18 protein-coding genes are annotated in these 20,521 nt (G+C 59.8%); 13 read left to right on the forward strand and 5 right to left on the reverse strand.

Annotation, left to right across the window (positions count from 1 at the left end):
* Nucleotides 1–89: 89 nt before the first annotated feature.
* On the forward strand, nt 90–542 hold the full coding sequence (locus BMZ36_RS02180) for a GNAT family N-acetyltransferase (RefSeq protein WP_091190642.1): 453 nt from the start codon (nt 90–92) through the stop codon (nt 540–542).
* Here the strand turns inward: BMZ36_RS02180 and BMZ36_RS02185 are convergent.
* On the reverse strand, nt 533–1,174 hold the full coding sequence (locus BMZ36_RS02185) for a cysteine hydrolase family protein (RefSeq protein ID WP_091190645.1): 642 nt from the start codon (nt 1,172–1,174) through the stop codon (nt 533–535). The genes BMZ36_RS02180 and BMZ36_RS02185 overlap by 10 nt on opposite strands.
* Before the next feature lie 230 nt (nt 1,175–1,404).
* Between BMZ36_RS02185 and carA the strand changes: the two genes are divergently transcribed.
* The 4 genes from carA (at nt 1,405) to BMZ36_RS02205 (ending at nt 7,001) form a co-directional block, all read left to right on the forward strand.
* Nucleotides 1,405–2,535, forward strand: a complete 1,131-nt coding sequence (gene carA, locus BMZ36_RS02190) for a glutamine-hydrolyzing carbamoyl-phosphate synthase small subunit (RefSeq protein ID WP_245747746.1) — start codon at nt 1,405–1,407, stop codon at nt 2,533–2,535.
* 137 nt (nt 2,536–2,672) lie between these two features.
* Nucleotides 2,673–5,882, forward strand: coding sequence for a carbamoyl-phosphate synthase large subunit (gene carB / locus BMZ36_RS02195; protein ID WP_091190653.1), 3,210 nt, complete (start codon nt 2,673–2,675; stop codon nt 5,880–5,882).
* 103 nt (nt 5,883–5,985) lie between these two features.
* Nucleotides 5,986–6,468 (forward strand): transcription elongation factor GreA, encoded by a 483-nt coding sequence (greA, locus tag BMZ36_RS02200; protein ID WP_177187740.1) that lies wholly within the window; start codon nt 5,986–5,988, stop codon nt 6,466–6,468.
* A 95-nt stretch (nt 6,469–6,563) separates the two neighbouring features.
* Entirely contained in the window at nt 6,564–7,001 is a 438-nt protein-coding gene (locus tag BMZ36_RS02205) for a DUF4149 domain-containing protein (RefSeq protein WP_091190657.1), read from the forward strand.
* Between the two features lie 117 nt (nt 7,002–7,118).
* Here BMZ36_RS02205 and yhbY read toward each other — a convergent pair whose 3' ends face one another.
* Nucleotides 7,119–7,430 (reverse strand): ribosome assembly RNA-binding protein YhbY, encoded by a 312-nt coding sequence (gene yhbY, locus BMZ36_RS02210; protein ID WP_091190660.1) that lies wholly within the window; start codon nt 7,428–7,430, stop codon nt 7,119–7,121.
* Between the two features lie 36 nt (nt 7,431–7,466).
* Between yhbY and BMZ36_RS02215 the strand changes: the two genes are divergently transcribed.
* The 7 genes from BMZ36_RS02215 to rpoD all read left to right on the forward strand — a co-directional run bounded on the left by BMZ36_RS02215 (nt 7,467) and on the right by rpoD (nt 15,597).
* Entirely contained in the window at nt 7,467–8,087 is a 621-nt protein-coding gene (locus tag BMZ36_RS02215) for an RlmE family RNA methyltransferase (RefSeq protein WP_091190662.1), read from the forward strand.
* Between the two features lie 49 nt (nt 8,088–8,136).
* A complete protein-coding gene (ftsH, locus tag BMZ36_RS02220) occupies nt 8,137–10,047 on the forward strand; it encodes an ATP-dependent zinc metalloprotease FtsH (RefSeq protein WP_091190665.1) in 1,911 nt (636 codons plus the stop codon).
* Nucleotides 10,048–10,107: 60 nt separating this feature from the next.
* A complete protein-coding gene (gene folP, locus BMZ36_RS02225; RefSeq protein WP_091190859.1) occupies nt 10,108–11,004 on the forward strand; it encodes a dihydropteroate synthase in 897 nt (298 codons plus the stop codon).
* A 12-nt stretch (nt 11,005–11,016) separates the two neighbouring features.
* The gene (gene rpsU / locus BMZ36_RS02230) at nt 11,017–11,229 is read left to right on the forward strand and encodes a 30S ribosomal protein S21 (RefSeq protein ID WP_091190669.1); all 213 of its coding nucleotides are present in this window, start codon (nt 11,017–11,019) and stop codon (nt 11,227–11,229) included.
* Between the two features lie 74 nt (nt 11,230–11,303).
* Nucleotides 11,304–11,744, forward strand: coding sequence for a GatB/YqeY domain-containing protein (locus BMZ36_RS02235; RefSeq protein ID WP_091190864.1), 441 nt, complete (start codon nt 11,304–11,306; stop codon nt 11,742–11,744).
* 4 nt (nt 11,745–11,748) lie between these two features.
* Complete coding sequence (gene dnaG / locus BMZ36_RS02240) at nt 11,749–13,548, forward strand: DNA primase (RefSeq protein ID WP_245747747.1); 1,800 nt, start codon at nt 11,749–11,751, stop codon at nt 13,546–13,548.
* 96 nt (nt 13,549–13,644) lie between these two features.
* Entirely contained in the window at nt 13,645–15,597 is a 1,953-nt protein-coding gene (gene rpoD / locus BMZ36_RS02245) for an RNA polymerase sigma factor RpoD (protein WP_091190673.1), read from the forward strand.
* Nucleotides 15,598–15,713: 116 nt separating this feature from the next.
* On the opposite strand, the gene clpA is transcribed toward rpoD, so the two are convergent.
* The gene (clpA, locus tag BMZ36_RS02250) at nt 15,714–17,975 is read right to left on the reverse strand and encodes an ATP-dependent Clp protease ATP-binding subunit ClpA (RefSeq protein WP_091190676.1); all 2,262 of its coding nucleotides are present in this window, start codon (nt 17,973–17,975) and stop codon (nt 15,714–15,716) included.
* Complete coding sequence (gene clpS, locus BMZ36_RS02255) at nt 17,972–18,283, reverse strand: ATP-dependent Clp protease adapter ClpS (protein WP_091190680.1); 312 nt, start codon at nt 18,281–18,283, stop codon at nt 17,972–17,974. The genes clpA and clpS overlap by 4 nt, the downstream gene beginning before the upstream one ends.
* A 275-nt stretch (nt 18,284–18,558) precedes the next feature.
* Between clpS and BMZ36_RS02260 the strand changes: the two genes are divergently transcribed.
* Nucleotides 18,559–18,762, forward strand: coding sequence for a cold-shock protein (locus tag BMZ36_RS02260; protein ID WP_091190683.1), 204 nt, complete (start codon nt 18,559–18,561; stop codon nt 18,760–18,762).
* Between the two features lie 68 nt (nt 18,763–18,830).
* On the opposite strand, the gene BMZ36_RS02265 is transcribed toward BMZ36_RS02260, so the two are convergent.
* Entirely contained in the window at nt 18,831–20,480 is a 1,650-nt protein-coding gene (locus BMZ36_RS02265; RefSeq protein ID WP_308417361.1) for an electron transfer flavoprotein-ubiquinone oxidoreductase, read from the reverse strand.
* Between the last annotated feature and the right edge of the window lie 41 nt (nt 20,481–20,521).

Genomic DNA, 20,521 nt, shown 5'->3' on the forward strand with positions numbered 1-20,521 from the left:
ACTTCGTGCTTTGGCTGGGGCCGCCCTCCCGTGGGAGCGGATGAAATCCGCGAAATGCGGCCTCCCCAAATTACTTGCAGAGTTGAATTGTGATCATTGAACAGGACAACCCGGCCAGGCCGGAAATCGTCAGGCTGATCGAGGAACTCGATGCCTACCAGAGTTCGCTCTATCCGCCGGAATCGAATCATTTCCTCTCGATCGACGAATTGTTGCGCGACGAAATCTACTTCGCTTCGGTGCGGGTTGAAGGGGAGGTGGTCGGCATTGGCGCGTTGAAGAAGTGCGGCGACTATGCCGAGGTCAAGCGCATGTATGTCCCGCAGCGCCTGCGCAGTCGCGGCATCAGCCGTGCCGTGATGGCGCATCTCGAAAGCCATGCACGCGCCGTCGGCATCCCGTTCCTGCGCCTGGAGACTGGCATCAAGCAGGATGCCGCGCTGGCGCTCTACGAAAAATGCGGCTTCGTGCGCATTGGCCCGTTCGGCGATTATGCGGAAGACCCGCTTTCGGTGTTTATGGAGAAGCGGCTTTACTGCTGAATTTTGATCCAGTTCAGCCGCGTCAGCGTGGCATTGGCCCGCGTTCCCGGCGCATTGAGCATGTGCCAGGCCGTGTACTGTTCCGAATAGCTTTCCGCGCCCGGCATGCCGTCGACCGGGATCAATACTTTCATCCCGCGCAGCGAGGCGCCGGTGGCGGTGTGCAGTACCGCGCCGTTGGGCGCGGTGCCGACCACGATCACGGTCTTGATTCCGCGCTCCATCAGGATTTTTTCCAGATCGGTGCGGAAGAATTTGTCCACGCCGGAGCGCACTACGGGTTCGCCGGCAAGCGGAGCGAGTGCGGGAACGATGTCGGCTGGCGCGCCGGTCGGCGTATTGCTGTGCGCGACCAGCATTCCGGCAGCGCGGGCGCGGCCCAGGAGTTGGGCGATGCCGGGCACGGCAGCTACGGCGCGCGGGCGGGATTGCGGGTTGACGAGGTTGTTTTGCATGTCGAGCACCAGCAGCGCAGCGGTTTTTGCGTCGACCGTGACGGATGCGACGGGCGGCGCTGGCGGCGCCTTGATGGCGCTCCATTCTTCGATGACGTTTGTTGTTCGCGGGAGGGTTTCTCCAAGAGCCGGAAAGGCGAGCAGGCCGGCGGAGAGGATCAAGTGCAGTGGTTTCATGGCAGCGCTCCTTTTTGAGCCAGAATAGGTGGCGCGGTTCCGTACTTCAAGCCGATTGGCAGGAGCGGGGGCGCTGATCGGGGAAGCTTTCGCGTTGAATGGTTGGGGGTTTTCCGGTAGAATCCAGCCAATTTTGCGTGATAAAAACGGGATGGGTTCGCTCTGTCCCGTTTTTCTACATACGCACCCCGGAAATCACATCAATTGGGCGCAATGCCCAGGAGCCGCCAGTGTCCAAACCAGCACTTCTCGCACTTGCCGACGGCACCCTGTTCCATGGTACTTCCATTGGCGCGGATGGTGAAACCATCGGCGAAGTGGTGTTCAATACCTCGTTGACCGGCTATCAGGAAATCCTCACCGATCCGTCCTATTGCCGCCAGATCGTCACCCTGACCTACCCGCACATCGGCAACTATGGCGTGAACGCTGAAGATGCCGAATCGCGCGGTGTGTTCGCCGCCGGCCTGATCATTCGCAATCTGCCGCTTCTGGCATCCAACTTTCGCAGCGAAATGAGCCTGTCGGAATATCTGGTAGCCAACAAGACCGTGGCGATTGCCGACATCGATACCCGCAAGCTCACGCGCATCTTGCGCGAAAAGGGCGCGCAACCGGGTTGCATCGTGACTGGCGACAACATCGATGCTGCCGCTGCCGTCGAGAAGGCCAAGTCCTTCGGTTCGATGGCCGGCCAGGATCTGGCCAAGGTGGTGTCCAGCGACAAGTCCTACGAGTGGGATATTCGCGAATGGCGTCTGGGTGTCGGCTATCCGCTGCAGAGCCACCCGAAGTTCAAGGTTGTGGCCTACGACTTCGGCGTGAAGCACAACATCCTGCGCATGCTGTCCGAGCGTGGCTGCCACCTGACCGTGGTGCCGGCGCAGACCCCGGCCGCCGAGGTGTTGGCGATGAATCCGGACGGCGTGTTCCTCTCCAATGGCCCGGGCGATCCCGAGCCTTGCGATTATGCGATTGCCGCGATCAAGGAATTCCTGGCCAAGGGCCTGCCGGTGTTTGGCATCTGCCTGGGGCACCAGTTGCTGGGCCTCGCCGCTGGCGGCAAGACCAGCAAGATGAAGTTCGGCCACCATGGCGCGAACCATCCGGTACAGGATCTCGACACCAAGCGCGTGATGATCACCAGCCAGAACCATGGCTTCCAGGTCGACGAAACCAGCCTGCCGGCCAACGTGCGCGTCACGCACCGCTCGCTGTTCGATGGCACCGTGCAGGGTATCGCACTGACCGACAAGCCGGCATTCAGCTTCCAGGGGCACCCGGAAGCCAGCCCGGGGCCGCACGATGTGGCGTATCTGTTTGACCGCTTTATCTCGGCCATGGCCGAACGTAAGGCGTGAGGAGTGAGGTGTGAGGTGCGCGCTTGTAGCGCACCTTCGCGGAACTGTTATTGAAATATTGAATAGGAGTACGGTGTAAAGGTGAGTCGGTTCGAGGTTTTTCTCCTCACCCCTCACCCCTCACACCTCACATAGAAATGCCAAAACGTACAGACATTCAATCCATCCTGATCATTGGCGCCGGCCCCATCATCATCGGCCAGGCCTGTGAATTCGATTACTCCGGCGCGCAAGCCTGCAAGGCGCTGCGCGAAGAGGGTTACCGGGTCATCCTGGTGAACTCCAATCCGGCCACGATCATGACCGACCCCAACATGGCGGACGTGACCTACATCGAGCCGATCACCTGGCAGATGGTCGAGAAGATCATCGAGAAGGAGCGTCCCGACGCGATCCTGCCGACCATGGGCGGTCAGACCGCGCTGAACTGTGCGCTGGACTTGTGGCACCACGGCGTGCTCGACAAGTACAAGGTCGAGCTGATCGGCGCGCAGCCGGAGGCCATCGACAAGGCCGAAGACCGCCAGAAGTTCAAGGCCGCCATGACCAAGATCGGTCTGGGCTCGGCCCGCTCCGCGATTGCCCATACGCTTGAAGAAGCGATGGCCGCGCAGCACCAGATCGGCTTCCCGGCGATCATTCGTCCTTCGTTCACGATGGGAGGTTCGGGGGGCGGCATTGCCTACAACATTGAAGAATTTATCGAGATTTGCACCCGCGGTCTGGACCTTTCTCCGACCAACGAACTGCTGATCGAAGAGTCGCTGCTCGGCTGGAAAGAGTACGAGATGGAAGTCGTGCGCGATCGCAACGACAACTGCATCATCGTCTGCTCGATCGAAAACCTGGACCCGATGGGCGTGCATACCGGCGACTCGATCACTGTCGCGCCGGCCCAGACGCTGACCGACAAGGAGTACCAGATCATGCGCAACGCATCCATTGCGGTGCTGCGCGAGATCGGCGTCGATACCGGTGGTTCCAACGTGCAGTTCTCGGTCAACCCGGCCGATGGCCGCATGATCGTGATCGAAATGAACCCGCGCGTGTCGCGCTCCTCGGCGCTGGCGTCCAAGGCGACCGGCTTCCCGATTGCCAAGGTGGCTGCCAAGCTGGCCGTCGGTTACACGCTCGACGAACTCAAGAACGAAATTACCGGCGGGCTGACCCCGGCTTCGTTCGAACCGTCGATCGACTACGTGGTCACCAAGGTGCCGCGTTTCGCGTTCGAGAAATTCCCGCAAGCCAACAGCCGCCTGACCACGCAGATGAAGTCGGTTGGCGAAGTCATGGCGATTGGCAGCACCCAGCAGGAATCGCTGCACAAGGCCCTGCGTGGCCTCGAAACCGGCATGTCCGGCTTCGACGAGATCACCACCGATCTGTCCGTGATCAAGTCCGAGATCGTCAACCCCGGTCCGGAACGCCTGTGGTACGTGGCTGATGCCTTCCGCGTCGGTTTGAGCATGGAAGAAATCCACCAGCTCACCAGGATCGACCGCTGGTTCCTGGTGCAGATCGAGGACATCGTCAACGAAGAAAACGCACTGCGCGGCCGCAATGTGGATTCGCTGACCGCAGCCGAACTGCGTCGCCTCAAGCGCAAGGGCTTCTCCGATCGTCGTCTTGGCGCGCTGCTGGGCACTGACCAGAACGCCGTGCGCCGCGCACGCCATGCGTTCAACATCCGCCCGGTATACAAGCGCGTCGATACTTGTGCTGCCGAATTTGCGACCAACACCGCCTACATGTACTCGACCTACGAGGAAGAGTGCGAGGCGCAGCCGACCAACAAGAAGAAGGTCATGGTGCTTGGCGGCGGCCCGAACCGTATCGGTCAGGGTATCGAGTTCGACTACTGCTGCGTGCACGCCGCGCTGGCGCTGCGCGAAGATGGTTATGAAACCATCATGGTCAACTGCAACCCGGAAACCGTGTCGACCGATTACGACACCTCCGACCGTCTGTATTTCGAGCCGCTGACGCTTGAAGACGTGCTGGAAATCGTCAATGTCGAGAAGCCGTTCGGCGTGATCGTGCAGTACGGCGGTCAGACGCCGCTCAAGCTGGCTCGCGCGCTGGAAGCCAATGGCGTGCCGATCATCGGTACCAGTCCGGACATGATCGACGCCGCCGAAGACCGCGAGCGTTTCCAGAAGTTGCTGCACGAACTCAACTTGCTGCAGCCGCCGAACGCCACCGCGCGCAACGAGAAGGATGCGCTGGCCCTCGCCGCCAAGCTCGGCTATCCGCTGGTTGTACGCCCGTCCTACGTGCTCGGTGGCCGTGCAATGCAGATCGTGCACTCCGAAGACGATCTGGCGCGCTACATGCGCGAGGCAGTCAAGGTTTCGAACGACAGCCCGGTGCTGCTCGACCGCTTCCTCAACGATGCGATTGAAGTCGACGTCGATGCGCTGTCCGACGGCGAAGAAGTGCTGATCGGCGGCATCATGGAGCACATCGAGCAGGCTGGCGTGCACTCCGGCGACTCGGGCTGCTCGCTGCCCCCGTACAGCCTCGCCAAGGAGCTGCAGGACGAGCTGCGCCGCCAGACCGTGGCCATGGCCAAGGCGCTCAAGGTTTGCGGCCTCATGAATGTGCAATTCGCGATCCAGGGCGAAACCGTCTACGTGCTGGAAGTGAACCCGCGTGCTTCGCGCACCGTGCCGTTTGTATCCAAGGCCACCAGCGTGCCGTTGGCCAAGGTGGCTGCGCGCTGCATGGCCGGTCAGTCACTGAAGTCGCAGGGTATGACCAAGGAAGTCATTCCGCCGTACTACTCGGTCAAGGAAGCCGTGTTCCCGTTCATCAAGTTCCCGGGCGTGGATACCATCCTCGGGCCGGAAATGAAGTCGACCGGCGAAGTCATGGGCGTGGGCGAAAGCTTTGCCGAAGCCTTCGTGAAGAGCCAGATGGCGGCAGGCGAACGCCTGCCGGCTTCCGGTAACGTCTTCCTCTCGGTGCGCGACGGCGACAAGGCGGGCGTGGTCGAGTGTGCGCGAATTCTCTCCGGGCTCGGCTTTCACCTGTTCGCCACCCGTGGTACGGCCGCAGCGATCACGCGCGCCGGCGTGCCGGTGACCCAGGTCAACAAGGTGATGGAAGGCCGTCCGCATATCGTGGACATGATCAAGAACGGCGAAATGGCCATGATTGTGAACACGGTCGAAGAGCGTCGCCAGGCAATCCAGGATTCCTACTCGATCCGCCACGAATCGCTCAAGGCCAAACTGCCGGTCTACACCACGCTGGCCGGTGCCCGCGCTGCGTGCTTCGGCTTGCGCGACATGGGCGAAATGAAGGTTTATGACCTGCAGGGCTTGCATCGCCGGATCAAATCCTGATAATTTAGCGTTATAACAACAAGCCGCCATCCCGAGGGATGGCGGCTCTTCTTTTGGTACGGGAAAGCGATCTGTCGTTCGCTTTTCGTGAGGAGACAGAAACATGATCAAGGTGCCACTGACCATCGTTGGCGTGGAAAAACTCAAGACCGAATTGCAGCGCCTGAAAAGCGTCGAGCGTCCCGCCGTGATCGCGGCGATTGCCGAGGCACGTTCTCATGGCGACATCTCGGAAAACGCCGAATACGATGCCGCCAAGGAAAAGCAAGGTTTCATCGAAGGCCGGATTGCCGAGATCGAGGGCAAGCTGTCCAATGCGCAGATCATCGATCCCGCCGCCCTGGCCGTGACTGCCGAGGGGCGGGTGGTGTTCGGCGCTACGGTGGATCTTGAAGATCTGGATGCCGGCAGCAAGGTTTCCTACCAGATCGTCGGCGACGACGAGGCGGATCTGAAGGACGGCAAGATTTCGGTTTCCAGCCCGATTGCCCGTGCGCTGATCGGCAAGTACGCAGGCGATGTCGCCGAAGTCATGGCTCCCGGCGGTATTCGCGAATACGAAGTGCTGGACGTCAAATACATCTGATACGGGGAGGGAAGGAGGTAGGGAGGAGAGAGAAGGGTGAGCGCCACTGACCGGTTTTTCCCTTCTCTCTTCCCCCTTCCCCCTTCGCGGACTAAATGGGCAACGGACTCAAGAATCTTCTGGCAACGCTCTGGATCGGCGGCATGTGGGTGGCCGGCCTTCTGGTCGCCCCCATTTTGTTTCGTGCCCTGGATGGGGCGTTGGCTGGCGCGGTTGCCGGGAAGCTGTTTCACGCGATTGGTTGGGTCGGCATCGTTGCTGGCGTGTACCTGCTGGTCTGGTGCATCTGGGCCGATGGCCTGCGCGCATTCCAGTCAGCGCGCTTCTGGCTGGTGATGGGGATGCTGGCCTGTACGCTGGCTAACCAGTTTGCCGTATTCCCGCTGATCGCCAAAATCAAGCCCGCAGTCAGCAATGTTACGGAAGGCGTATTCGGTGGCGGGCTTTCGAGCTGGCATACCATCTCCAGCCTGATTTACCTGGTGCAGAGTGTGCTGGGTTTGATCTATGTCTGGCGTGGAGAGGCCAAGTAAGAGCCTGTTTCATCAGGCGGCTGCGCCTGCTGAATAGGCTCCAGATCTCGGAGTATTGAGCCGGGAGCGGGGAGGCAGATGTGGTGTGAGGTGACGCCGGTCACCTCACCGTCTGATTCATTTTTTGGCTTTTGGCAAAACGATCTTGCGTTTGCCTTCGGCACCGGGGCGGTAAACCAGCAGCAGTTTGCCGATGTGTTGCACTGGAGCGGCGTCGAGGTCGGCACAGATCTGCTGCAGGAATTGTTCGCGCAGCTCGCGGTCGTCGCCCAGTACGCGAATCTTGATGAGTTCGTGCGCGTCGAGATTGGCTGCGATTTCGCGGATCACGGCGTCGGTCAGACCATTGTTGCCGATCATGACCACCGGGTTGAGGTGATGGGCCTGGCTCTTGAGGTAACGGCGCTGATCGGGCGTGAGTTCGATCATTTTTCAATTCCTTTATTAAACAAAGAATTATATACGATGGCTCGCAGCAAGACCAGCAATGCATGGTTGCAGGAACATGTGAACGATCACTATGTGCATCAGGCGCAAAAGGACGGCTATCGCGCTCGCGCGGCCTATAAATTGCTGGAAATAAACGAAAAAGACAAGCTCATCAAGCCGGGCATGTGGGTGGCCGATCTGGGGGCTGCGCCGGGGAGCTGGTCGCAGGTGGCGGCAAAACTTGTGGGGAATTCCGGGCGGGTTTTTGCGCTTGATATTCTGGAGATGCCTTTCATTCCGGGTGTTGAGTTCGTGCAGGGCGATTTTCGCGAAGACGCGGTACTGGAACAATTCACGGCCTTGCTGGGCGGCCGACAGATGGACCTTGTGATCTGTGACATGGCGCCCAATATCAGCGGTAATGCGGTTACGGATCAGGCGCGCAGCATCTATTTGTGCGAGCTTGCCCTGCAGTTTGCGCAGGATCACCTGAAACCGGGTGGCAATTTTCTTGTCAAAGTGTTTCAGGGATACGGTTTCAATGAGTATATGGCGGCGATGCGGGAAACTTTTGCCTCGGTCGTCAGTCGCAAGCCCAAGGCCTCGCGTGATCGCAGTAGTGAAATTTATTTGCTCGGCAAACAGAAGCGTGCTTGAGCAGGTACAATCCGGGTAAGAGCCCAAGTGGGGCTACAGGAGTCAGGTTGTGAACAATATTGGCAAGAATATCGCCATCTGGTTGATTATCGGTCTGGTGCTGGTGACGGTGTTCAACCAGTTCAACAAGCGTCAGGATACCTCGCAGCAAATAGCCTATTCGCAATTCATGGCGGAAGTGGAAGCCAACAAGATCGCGACCGTGACGATTGAAGGCTACCCGTTGCGCGGCCAGTGGATTCGCGGCAAGCGCAATGACGGCGGTACGTTTGCCACTTTCGCGCCGTTTGACTTCCGTTTGGTCGACACGCTGCTCAAGCACAACGTCAAATTCGAGGCCAAGCCCGAAGAAGAACCGTCGGTGCTCATGAACATCTTCGTGAGCTGGTTCCCGATGCTGCTCATGATTGGCGTCTGGGTGTTCTTCATGCGCCAGATGCAGGGCGGCGGCAAGGGCGGGGCGTTCAGCTTCGGCAAGTCGCGTGCCAAAATGCTTGATGATTCGACCAATACGATAACGTTTACCGATGTGGCGGGTTGTGACGAAGCCAAGGAAGAGGTCAAGGAGATCGTCGATTATTTGCGCGATCCGTCCAAGTACCAGAGTCTGGGCGGCCGCATGCCGCGCGGTATCCTGATGGTCGGCTCGCCTGGTACCGGTAAAACCCTGCTTGCCAAGGCGATTGCAGGTGAGGCCAAAGTGCCGTTCTTCGCGATCTCCGGCTCCGATTTCGTGGAAATGTTTGTTGGCGTGGGGGCGGCGCGTGTGCGCGACATGTTTGATACCGCCAAAAAGAATGCGCCGTGCATCATCTTTATCGATGAAATCGATGCGGTTGGCCGCCAGCGTGGTGCCGGCCTGGGCGGCGGCAACGACGAGCGCGAACAGACGCTGAACCAAATGCTGGTCGAAATGGATGGTTTTGAGGGCAATTCCGGCATCATCGTGATTGCTGCGACCAACCGTCCGGACGTGCTGGATCCTGCACTGCTGCGTCCGGGGCGTTTCGACCGCCAGGTGGTGGTGCCGCTGCCCGATATTCGCGGCCGCGAGCAGATTCTCAACGTGCACATGCGCAAGGTGCCGATTGCCAATGACGTCGATCCGGCGGTGTTGGCGCGCGGTACGCCGGGCATGTCCGGCGCCGATCTGGCGAACGTGGTCAACGAAGCGGCTTTGTTTGCCGCGCGCCGCAACAAGCGCCTGGTTGACATGGAGGATTTCGAATCCGCCAAGGACAAGATCATGATGGGTGCAGAGCGTCGCAGCATGGTCATGAGCGAGGAAGAGCGCCGTAATACGGCCTACCATGAATCGGGCCATGCGGTCGTCGGCAAGCTGGTTCCCAAGTCCGATCCGGTTCACAAGGTTACGATCATCCCGCGCGGTCGTGCGCTGGGCTTGACCATGCAGCTGCCGGAAGAGGATCGCTGGTGCTATGACCGTACCTACTTGCTGTCGCGAATCGCCATCCTGTTCGGCGGGCGTATCGCCGAAGAGCTGTTCATGAACCAGATGACGACCGGCGCGGGCAATGATTTCGAGCGGGCAACTTCGATGGCTCGCGACATGGTGACGCGCTACGGCATGAGCGACAAGCTGGGGCCGATGGTTTATGGCGAGAACGACGGCGAAGTGTTTTTGGGGCGCTCGATCACGACGCACAAGAATGTCTCCGAGGCGACCATGCAACAGGTTGACCAGGAAATCCGTCGCATCATCGATGAGCAGTATGCGCTGGCGCGTCGCCTGCTGGAAGAAAATCGCGACAAGGTCGAGCGCATGACTGCCGCGCTGCTCGAATGGGAAACCATCGATGCCGAGCAGATCGAAGACATCATGCAGGATCGCGAACCGCGTCCGCCCAAGGACTGGAAGCCGCGCAAGCAGTCGAATAGCGGAGATCGTCCGAGTGGCGATGCGCCGGCGGCGACGACTACGCCGGCGACTGAAGTCTGATTCTGGCGAGTTTGGATGCAAGGCGGCGCATGCGCCGCCTTGTTTTTTGTGGAGTTTGCAATGCAGAAATTGTTGTGTGGTCGTTTCGAGTTATTGCTGCACCGCCCGCTGGTCATGGGGATTGTCAATGTCACGCCGGATTCGTTCTCGGATGGCGGATGCTTCGATTCGACTGCGGCGGCAGCAGCGCATGCCCGGAAGCTGGTTGAAGCGGGCGCGGATATTCTCGACATCGGCGGGGAGTCGACGCGCCCGGGCGCGGCAACGGTTCCGGTCGAAGAAGAGATCCGGCGCGTGGTGCCGGTATTGCAGGCCTTGCAGTCGATGAACGTACCGCTCTCGGTCGATACGCGCAAGCCGGAAGTGATGCGCGCGGCGCTGGAGGCTGGAGTCGATCTCGTCAACGACATTGCCGCATTGGAGGGTGTCGGCGCGCTGGAGCTCGTTGCGCAATCGGGAGCGGCTGTCTGTCTGATGCACAAGCAGGGCGATCCCCGGAGTATGCAGTCCGCTCCTGAATATGCTGACGTAGTGGCTGAGGTAACAAATTATCTGGCCGCGCGGCGCGATGCAGCGCTGGCTGCCGGTATTGCGCGCGAGCGCATCCTGCTCGATCCGGGGTTCGGCTTTGGCAAGACGTTCGAGCACAACGTGGCCCTGTTTCGTGCGCTGGCCGCGATGCGGCAGGAGTTGGGCTGCCCCTTGCTTGTCGGCGTGTCGCGCAAGTCGATGCTGGGGCAAATTACGGGCAAGCCGGTGGGTGAGCGCGCCAGCGCCAGCGTTGCGGCTGCGGTGTTGGCGGCACAGGCTGGCGCGGAGGTGATCCGGGTGCATGATGTGGCCGGGACTGTCGATGCGCTCAAGGTTTTGCGCACGCTTGGTGTTGCATGTTGCGAAGCTTTGCGTGATAATGCTCGCCTTTCCGTAAAAGGTCCCGTGTTGGGGCCGAACGATTAACAGGATTCTTCAATGCCTACCGTCCGCGTCAAAGAAAACGAACCGTTCGAAGTAGCCATGCGCCGTTTCAAGCGCGCCGTGGAAAAGACCGGTCTCCTCACCGAACTGCGTGCCCGCGAGTTCTATGAAAAGCCGACCGCCGAGCGCAAGCGCAAGCTCGCTGCTGCCGTGAAGCGCCACTACAAGCGCCTGCGTAGCCAACAGCTGCCGACCAAGCTCTACTAAGACCGGTTTCGGTATGCTGAAAGGCCGCCTTGTGCGGCCTTTTGGTATTTCTAATTTGCTGTTTGGAGAAAGTCGTGAGCCTTAAAGCGCAAATCCAGGAAGACATGAAGTCGGCCATGCGGGCCAAGGAAATGGACCGCCTCGGGACGATCCGCCTGCTGTTGGCTGCCATCAAGCAAAAAGAAGTGGACGAACGGGTCGAGCTGGACGATGCCGCGGTCATGGCCGTGATCGAGAAGATGCTCAAACAGCGCAAGGATAGTATCGAGCAATACGAAGCTGCCAATCGTGCCGATCTGGCCGACAAGGAAAAGGCCGAGGTCGAAGTGCTGATGGTGTATATGCCGCAGCGCATGTCTGCGGAAGAAATTGCCGCAGCTGTCGATCGGGCATTTGCTGCGCATGGCAAGACGCCTGCCGCCATGGGCAAGATCATGGCTGATCTCAAGGCGCAGCTGGCCGGCCGTGCCGACATGGCCGAGGTTTCCAAACTGGTGAAGTCCCGCATGAGCTGATCCTGTGGCGCGCATCCCGGAGTCGTTCATCCAGGATTTGCTCAACCGCGTCGACATCGTCGAAGTGATTGAGCGCTACCTGCCTCTGAAGAAGGCGGGGCAGAACTATGCGGCGTGTTGTCCGTTTCACAAGGAGAAATCGCCCTCCTTTACCGTGAGTCCGACCAAGCAGTTCTATCACTGCTTCGGTTGCGGTGCGCACGGAACCGCTATCGGTTTCGTGATGGAATACCAGGGGGTGAACTATCCCGAGGCGATCAAGCTGCTGGCGGAGGCGGCAGGCATGCCGGTTCCGCTTGAAGTGGGCGATGTGCCGGTCGAAGAAAAGACCGGACCGCGTCTGACGGATGTGCTCAAGGATGCGTGCGACTTTTACCGTGCCCAGTTGAAAACCGCGCCTGTGGCTATCAACTATCTGAAAGGGCGCGGCGTGTCAGGGGCGATTGCTGCGCGCTTCGGGTTGGGGTATGCCCCCGGCGGCGAAGACTGGCAGGCGCTGAAACAGGTTTTTCCCGATTACGACTGGAGCAAGCAGTTGCCTGAAGCCGGTCTCGTCATTGAGAAGGAAGAAACCAAACGCCGCTACGACCGTTTCCGCGATCGCGTGATGTTCCCGATTCTCAACCAGAAAGGCTTGGTGATCGGATTCGGCGGGCGGGTGATGGGGCAGGGCGAGCCCAAGTACCTGAATTCGCCGGAAACGCCGGTGTTCGAAAAAGGGCGCGAATTGTACGGCTTGCCGCAGGCGCGGGCGGCGATTCGCGATCGTGGCCGGGTACTGGTGGTCGAAGGTTACATGGATGTCGTCATGCTGCATCAGCATGGCGTTGAATATGCGGTGGCGACGCTGGGAACGGCGTGCACGCCCGAGCATGTGAAAAAGTTGTTGAAGCTTGCCGACGAGGTGGTGTTCTGTTTCGACGGCGATGCGGCCGGGCGCCGGGCGGCATGGCGCGGGCTGGAAAACAGTCTGGCCGAGGTGGCGGACGGTAAGGAGTTGCGCTTCCTGTTCCTGCCGACCGAGCACGATCCTGACAGCTTCGTGCGCGAATTCGGTCGGGAGCGTTTCGAAGCCTTGCTGGTGCAGGATGCGCTGCCGCTGTCGCAATACCTGTTGCGCGAGCTGTCGGCGCAGATTGATCTGACCAAGGAAGAGGGGCGTGCGCGCCTTTTGCATGTGGCGCAGCCGTACCTCGCGCGCATGGCGCATGCGCCGGCCTTGCAGATGCTGTTGAAAAAGAGGCTGGCGGAAATCTGTCAGCTTACGTTTGAAGAAGTTGGATTGCTGCAGTCGGGTAAAGGCAAAAAGTCCGGCGCTGGCGCGGGCAAGACGGAGAGGGAAGTGCGTCAGGTGCGCCCCCGTCTTGTGCCTCAAGCCAGAAAAGTCCGGCAGGATTCATTGTCGCGTTTGCAGGAACTGGTGTTGTTTGCGCCGGAACTGGCAACGAAAGGCGGCCCGGTGTGGCGCGACTGGCCGTCGGGGCGTGGAGATCTGGTGGCGGCGTTGCTGGAAATGGCGCGCGAAGCTCCGGAGCTTACGGGCGTGGTTCTGGTGGAGCGCTGGCGGGGTGAGCCCGAATATGACCGCTTGCTTGCCATGTGCCGCCATGCTGCGCAAACGTTCGAAAAGTTCTCCGGCGAAGAGCTGGAGGCGGAGTTTCTGTCTACACTGACGATGGTCGGTCAGGAGCTGGGGCGCCCGGCGACACGGGACCGGAAAGCCGAGCTGGAGTATCGCCATGCCAATGGCGGTTTGACCGAAGAAGAAAAGGCCGAATACCTGGCGCTGGCGCTCAGGAAGTAGCCTCGGGGCGGGCGCCTGTCCGGTTGACGGGACAAAGCGGTCCGTGTATGGCATAATTGCGAGTTTCGCTTAACACATGAAGCGGTAGTTGAGAATATGGCTGCAGATCACGAGTTCGAGAAAGAAGACCTTGATTTTCGGGAAGTAAACCGCGAGGAGGCCGAGAAGGCCGATCCGGAAGCGCGCAAGGCAAAGTTCAAGCAGCTGATCGTGCTCGGCAAGGAGCGCGGTTATCTCACCTACGCCGAAATCAACGACCATTTGCCTGAGGATATGCTCGACGCTGAGCAGATCGAAGGCGTGATCGGCATGATTACCAACATGGGCATCCAGGTTTGCGACGTGGCACCGGATGCCGAAGAGTTGCTGATGTCCGATGCCGCTCCTGCGGTGGCGGACGAAGACGCCGTCGAAGAGGCCGAAGCGGCGCTGTCTTCGGTCGATTCGGAATTCGGCCGTACCACTGATCCGGTGCGCATGTACATGCGCGAAATGGGCACGGTCGAGCTTCTGACCCGCGAGGGTGAAATCGAAATCGCCAAGCGGATCGAGGAAGGCCTCAAGCACATGATCCAGGCGATCTCCGCCTGTCCGGCCACCTTGGGCCAGATCCTCGAACTGGTCGACAAGGGGCTCAATGACGAGATCCGTATCGACGAAGTGATCGACGGCATCATTGATCCGAATGCCGTCGAGGAAGAAGAACCGATCTCCTTGCCTGAAGAAGTGGCCGCCGAAGAGGGTGAAGAAGACGAAGAGGATGACGATGGTGGCAGCGCCATGGCGGCCGCCAATCTGGAACTTCTGAAGAACCAGGCGCGTGAACGCTTTGCCTTGGTGCGCCAGCACTACGATGCCATGGTCAAGGCACTGAAGAAGGAAGGCGTGGGGAGCAAGGGTTACGCCAAGGCGCATGCGGCCGTGGTCGAGGAGTTCCAGTTCATCCGCTTCTCGGCGCGCCAGGTTGAGGCGCAATGCGACAGCCTGCGCGACATGGTCGACGAGATTCGCTGCCTTGAGCGCGAAATCATGGATATCTGCACGCAGCGGGTCAAGATGCCGCGCGAGCACTTCATCAAGACATTCGTCGGGCGTGAATGCGATGCCTCTTGGGTGCAGGACGAAATCGCAGCCGGCCAGAAATACTCGGAAATCCTGGCTCGCTACCAGCACGCGGTCATGGAAAAGCAGCAGAAGCTTGCCGATCTGCAAGAAAACGCGATGCTGCCGATCAAGGAGCTCAAGGAAATCAACCGGCAGATGTCGACCGGAGAAGCCAAGGCCCGTCGTGCCAAGCGCGAGATGATCGAGGCCAACCTGCGTCTGGTGATCTCGATTGCCAAGAAATATACCAACCGCGGCCTGCAGTTCCTTGATCTGATCCAGGAGGGCAACATCGGTCTGATGAAGGCGGTGGACAAGTTCGAATACCGCCGTGGCTACAAGTTCTCGACCTACGCGACCTGGTGGATTCGCCAGGCGATTACCCGCTCGATTGCCGATCAGGCGCGCACCATCCGTATCCCGGTGCACATGATCGAAACGATCAACAAGATGAATCGCATCCAGCGTCAGATCCTGCAGGAAAGCGGCCAGGAAGCGACCCCGGATCAGCTGGCAGAAAAGATGGAAATGCCGGAAGACAAGATCCGCAAGATCCTCAAGATTGCCAAGGAGCCGATCTCGATGGAAACGCCGATCGGTGACGACGACGATTCGCATCTGGGTGATTTCATTGAGGACCAGAACAATCTGGCCCCGGCCGAGGCAGCGATCTATGCCGGCCTGCGAGAGGCGACCAAGGAAGTGCTCGACACGCTGACCCCGCGCGAGGCCAAGGTGCTGCGCATGCGCTTCGGTATCGACATGAATACCGATCATACGCTGGAAGAAGTGGGCAAGCAGTTCGATGTGACTCGTGAGCGGATCCGCCAGATTGAAGCCAAGGCGTTGCGCAAGCTGCGCCATCCGACCCGTTCCGAGCGGTTGAAGAGCTTCATTGAAGCAGCTGCCAGCGAGGCGGCAGGTACGCCCGGCAGCAACAGCTGATTTTCTTCTGTACCAACAAAAAACCCTGCGTCAGCGCAGGGTTTTTTGTTGTCGGGAGGTGGCCAGAGCCTGTCCACGATCTTGCTGCAAAACCGTGATCGGGGCTCATGGGCCGCTCAGACAGTAAGCGGCGCTTTTTCCGGAAAATCGAGCACAGCATGGCCGTTCTCGTCGATGTCGATGATGACCTCCCCTCCTTGAACCAGCCGTCCGAACAGGAGTTCATCGGCAAGTGCCTTGCGGATGGTGTCCTGGATGAGCCGTGCCATGGGGCGTGCGCCCATGAGCGGATCGAAACCCTTCTCGGCGAGCCAGGCTTTGAGTTCCGGCGTGAAGTGCGCTTCCACCTTTTTCTCGTGCAACTGGGCTTCCAGTTGCATGAGGAACTTGTCCACGACCTGCAGGATGATCTGCGGGGAGAGCGGTGCAAACGAGATGATTGCATCAAGCCGGTTGCGGAACTCCGGCGTGAACATGCGCTTGATCGATTGCATTTCGTCGCCGGTTTCCTTTTTGGTTGTGAAACCGATCACGGCACGGTTGAGTGATTCGGCTCCCGCGTTGGTGGTCATGATCACGATGACGTTGCGGAAATCGGCCTTGCGTCCGTTGTTGTCGGTCAGCGTGCCGTGATCCATGACTTGCAGCAGCACGTTGAAGATGTCCGGGTGGGCTTTTTCGATTTCGTCGAGCAGCAGCACCGAATACGGGTGCTTGTTGATCGATTCCGTCAAAAGCCCGCCCTGCTCGAAGCCGACATAGCCGGGGGGGGCGCCGATCAGGCGGCTGACGGCGTGTGCTTCCATGTATTCCGACATGTCGAAACGGATCAGTTCCACGCCCATGATGTAGGCCAGTTGCCGCGCGACTTCGGTCTTGCCGACCCCGGTCGGGCCGGAGAACAGGAAGTTGCCGATGGGCTTTTGCGGATTGCCGAGCCCCGCGCGGGCCATCTTGATCGAGGTGGCCAGTGCGTCGATGGCTGGCCCCTGGCCGAATACGACGCGCTTGAGGTCTGCATCGAGCGTTTTCAGCGCGTTGCGATCGTCGGTCGAGACGTTCTTCGGCGGGATGCGTGCAATCTTGGCGACGATTTCCTCGATCTCGTGCTTGTTGATGGTCTTTTTCTGTTTCGACTTGGGCAGGATCTTCTGTGCGGCGCCGGCTTCGTCGATCACGTCAATGGCCTTGTCCGGCAGGTGGCGGTCGTTGATGAATTTGGCCGAAAGTTCGGCCGCCGAATTCAGTGCGGCCTGCGTGTACTTGACGCCATGGTGCTGCTCGAACTTGTCTTTGAGTCCCTTGAGGATTTCCACGGTCTGTTCAATGGAAGGTTCAACCACGTCGATTTTCTGAAAACGGCGCGATAATGCGTTGTCCTTCTCGAAAATGGTGCGGTATTCGCTATAGGTCGTTGCGCCGATGCATTTCAGCGCGCCGTGCGACAGCGCCGGTTTCAGGAGATTGGAGGCGTCGAGCGTGCCGCCGGAGGCTGCGCCGGCACCGACGAGCGTATGGATTTCATCGATGAACAGGATCGCGCCCGGCTCGTCGGTCAGTTGCTTGATGACTGCCTTGAGGCGCTGTTCGAAGTCGCCCCGGTACTTGGTCCCGGCCAGCAATGCCCCCATGTCGAGCGCATAGACGGTGGCGTTGCTCAGCACGTCCGGAACCTGCCCCTCGATGATGCGTCGCGCCAGCCCTTCGGCAATCGCGGTCTTGCCGACGCCAGCCTCCCCGACCAGAAGCGGGTTGTTCTTGCGCCGCCGGCACAGGGTCTGGATCACGCGTTCAAGTTCAGGTTCTCGGCCAATCAGCGGGTCGATCTTGCCGGTCAGCGCCATCTGGTTCAGGTTCTGGGTGTAGTTTTCCAACACGCTGCCTTGCGCGGCTGCCTGTTCCTGCTCTTCGGCGTTTTCGTGTTTCGGGTGTTGTGGCGTACTGCTGTTCTTGGCAATGCCGTGGGCGATGAAGTTGACGACGTCGAGCCTGGTGATGCCCTGCTGGTGCAGGTAATAAACGGCATGACTGTCTTTTTCTCCGAAAATGGCGACCAGCACGTTGGCTCCGGCGACTTCCTTCTTCCCGGACGACTGCACGTGCAGGATGGCGCGCTGGATCACGCGCTGGAACCCGATCGTGGGCTGGGTTTCCACTTCGCCGCTGCCCGAAACGATCGGGGTATGGGTGTTGATGAAGTCGGTTAACTGGCGGCGCAGTTCATCGGCATGGGCTCCGCATGCCCTCAGTACTTCGCTTGCCGACGGATTGTCGATAAGCGCAAGCAGCAGGTGTTCCACGGTGATGTATTCATGCCGTTTCTGTCGCGCGTCCATGAATGCCATATGCAGGCTGACTTCCAGTTCTTGGGCAATCATTCTTCGATCTCCATGATGCATTGCAGCGGATGCTGGTGCTGTCTGGCGCAGCGCGTGACGTCCGATACTTTTGTTGCGGCGACATCCTGCGGGTAGACGCCGCAGATGCCGCGTCCCTCCGTATGTACTTTGAGCATGATTTGGGTTGCGCGTTCGATTTCCAGTCCAAAGAATGTTTGCAGCACCATGACTACAAAATCCATCGGGGTAAAGTCGTCGTTCAGCAGCACCACACGCCACATCGGCGGCGGCGTGGTCTGTGTGGCGCGTACAGCGAGCTCGGTTTCGTGTTGATGCCGGGTGGCCATCTGTATCCGTTTCTGAAGGAGGATTGGATCAATGTCCGTACTCTATTTCAATTTTGGCGCAGCGGGTACGCTTTTCAAGGCGCGTCAAGCGTGACAATTTGTTGTTTATTCGCCACGGGAGCTTGACCCGTTGTGCAAAAGTCGCGTAAAAAGCACTCTCAAGTTTGATGTACAAGTTTACGCAGTGACGGTCTTGCCGATTACTTGTCTTGCACCTCAAACCCAGCGTCGCCTCGTTGAGGTTTTAATACAGTTTTGAATAGGAAATACCAGCAATGGCTATCGGTACCGTCAAGTGGTTCAATGACTCCAAGGGCTTCGGTTTCATCACTCCGGACGAAGGCGGCGAGGATGTGTTTGCCCACTTCTCCGCAATCAACATGCCCGGCTTCAAGACCCTGAAGGAAGGTCAACGTGTTTCTTTCGAGATCACTGTTGGTCAAAAGGGCAAGCAAGCTGCCAACATCCAGGCCGTCTGATTTTTCAGCGGACTGATGTTAGGAAACCCCGCGCAAGCGGGGTTTTTTCATTGTAGACCCCGGTCGGCTCACAGGCTGCGGTAGTTGGGGCCGCCCCCACCTTCCGGTGGCATCCAGACGATGTTCTGCTCCGGATCCTTGATGTCGCAGGTCTTGCAATGCAGGCAATTGCCGGCGTTGATCTGTAGCTGTTTTTGATCGTTTCGACCAACGATTTCATAAACGCCGGCTGGGCAATAGCGCGTTTCCGGTGCGGCGTATCTCTTCAAATTGACTTCCAGCGCCAAGACCGGATTATTCAGGTGCAGATGGCAGGGCTGATCTTCCTTGTGCGCGACGCCGGCGGCATGCAGCGAACTGGCCAAGTCGAAGCTGATGACGCTGTCGGCGGCGGGATAGTCGACCGGGTTTGCCGCATGCGCCGGCAGCAGGGTTTCGTGGTCTGCCTGGCGGTGCGGCAGCGTCCAGGGCAGGCGAACGCCGAGTCTCGCCGCCCATAGCTCCGCCCCCGCGGCGAATGCGCCAGCCCCTTTGCCCAAGCGGGATTGCCAGGGCTTGAAATTGCGGGCCGCCTCAAGCTCATCCCATAGCGGGGAATCCATCAGTTCATCGGCATAGTCTGCCAGCTCGTCATGCCGGCGGCCGGCTTCGCAGGCGGCGAAAACCGCCTCGGCTGCGGCGACGCCGGAAATCATGGCGCCGTGAATGCCTTTACTGCGCGCCGGGTTGAGCAGGCCGGCCGAACAGCCGAGCAGCGCCCCGCCGGGGAACGCCAGTTTGGGCATGGCCTGCAGTCCGCCGCAGGCAATGGCCCGCGCGCCGAACCCCACGCGTTGCCCGTCCTGAAGGTATTCGCGCAGGGCGGGATGACGCTTGGTGCGCTGGAATTCGCCGAACGGCGAAAGATACGGGTTGCGGTAATCGAGATGAACCACGAGCCCCACTGCAGCCAAGCCGCCCGGCATGTGGTACATGAAGGCCCCGCCGTGAGCCTCTTTGCCCAGCGGCCACCCAGTGGCGTGAAGTGCGAGTCCGGGCTGGTGGCGTGCCGGATCGAGTTGCCACAGTTCCTTGAGCCCCAGCGCGTATTTTTGCGGAGTGGAAGCCAGTTCGAAACGGGATTCGAGCTGCCGGGCCAGCGAGCCGCGCGCACCCTCCGCAACCAGGGTGTAGCGGGCGCGGATGGCCACTCCGGGCGTGAAGTCAGGCTTGGGATCGCCGTCGCGATCACGCCCCATGTCGCCGGTCACGACGCCGACCAGCGCGCCGTTTTCGATGACGGGCTCGAAAGCCGCATAGCCCGCGCAAATGTCCACCCCCAGTTTCTCGGCTTCCCGGCCCAGCCAGTGGCAGATGTCGCCCAGGCTGGCAACGATGCAGCCACGTTGGCGCAGCATGGGCGGGAGCAGGAAAGCCGGCAGAGGCGTGGCGTTTTCTGCGTTCAGGATGTGGTAGTGCTCGGTGCCGGCTTCGGCAAAGGCAAAGCCGTTGCGCCGGCGCCAGTCCGGAACCAGTTCGTCCAGCCCGGACGGGTCAATGACTGCGCCGGACATGATGTGCGCACCGACGGTAGCGCCCTTTTCCAGTACGCAGATGCGCACGGGGCTGCCTGTGTCGTGTGCTCGTTGCGCCAGGCGCAGGGCTGCCGCAAGGCCGGCCGGGCCGGCGCCAACGATCAGCACGTCGTAGTCAAGCGTTTCGCGGGTCATATTTTCCATGAATCGGGTCGGTCGGATGGTGTCCGTTGCCGGTATAATCC

This window comes from Formivibrio citricus, from assembly GCF_900115065.1.
In the GTDB taxonomy this organism is placed as follows: Bacteria; Pseudomonadota; Gammaproteobacteria; order Burkholderiales; family Chitinibacteraceae; genus Formivibrio; species Formivibrio citricus.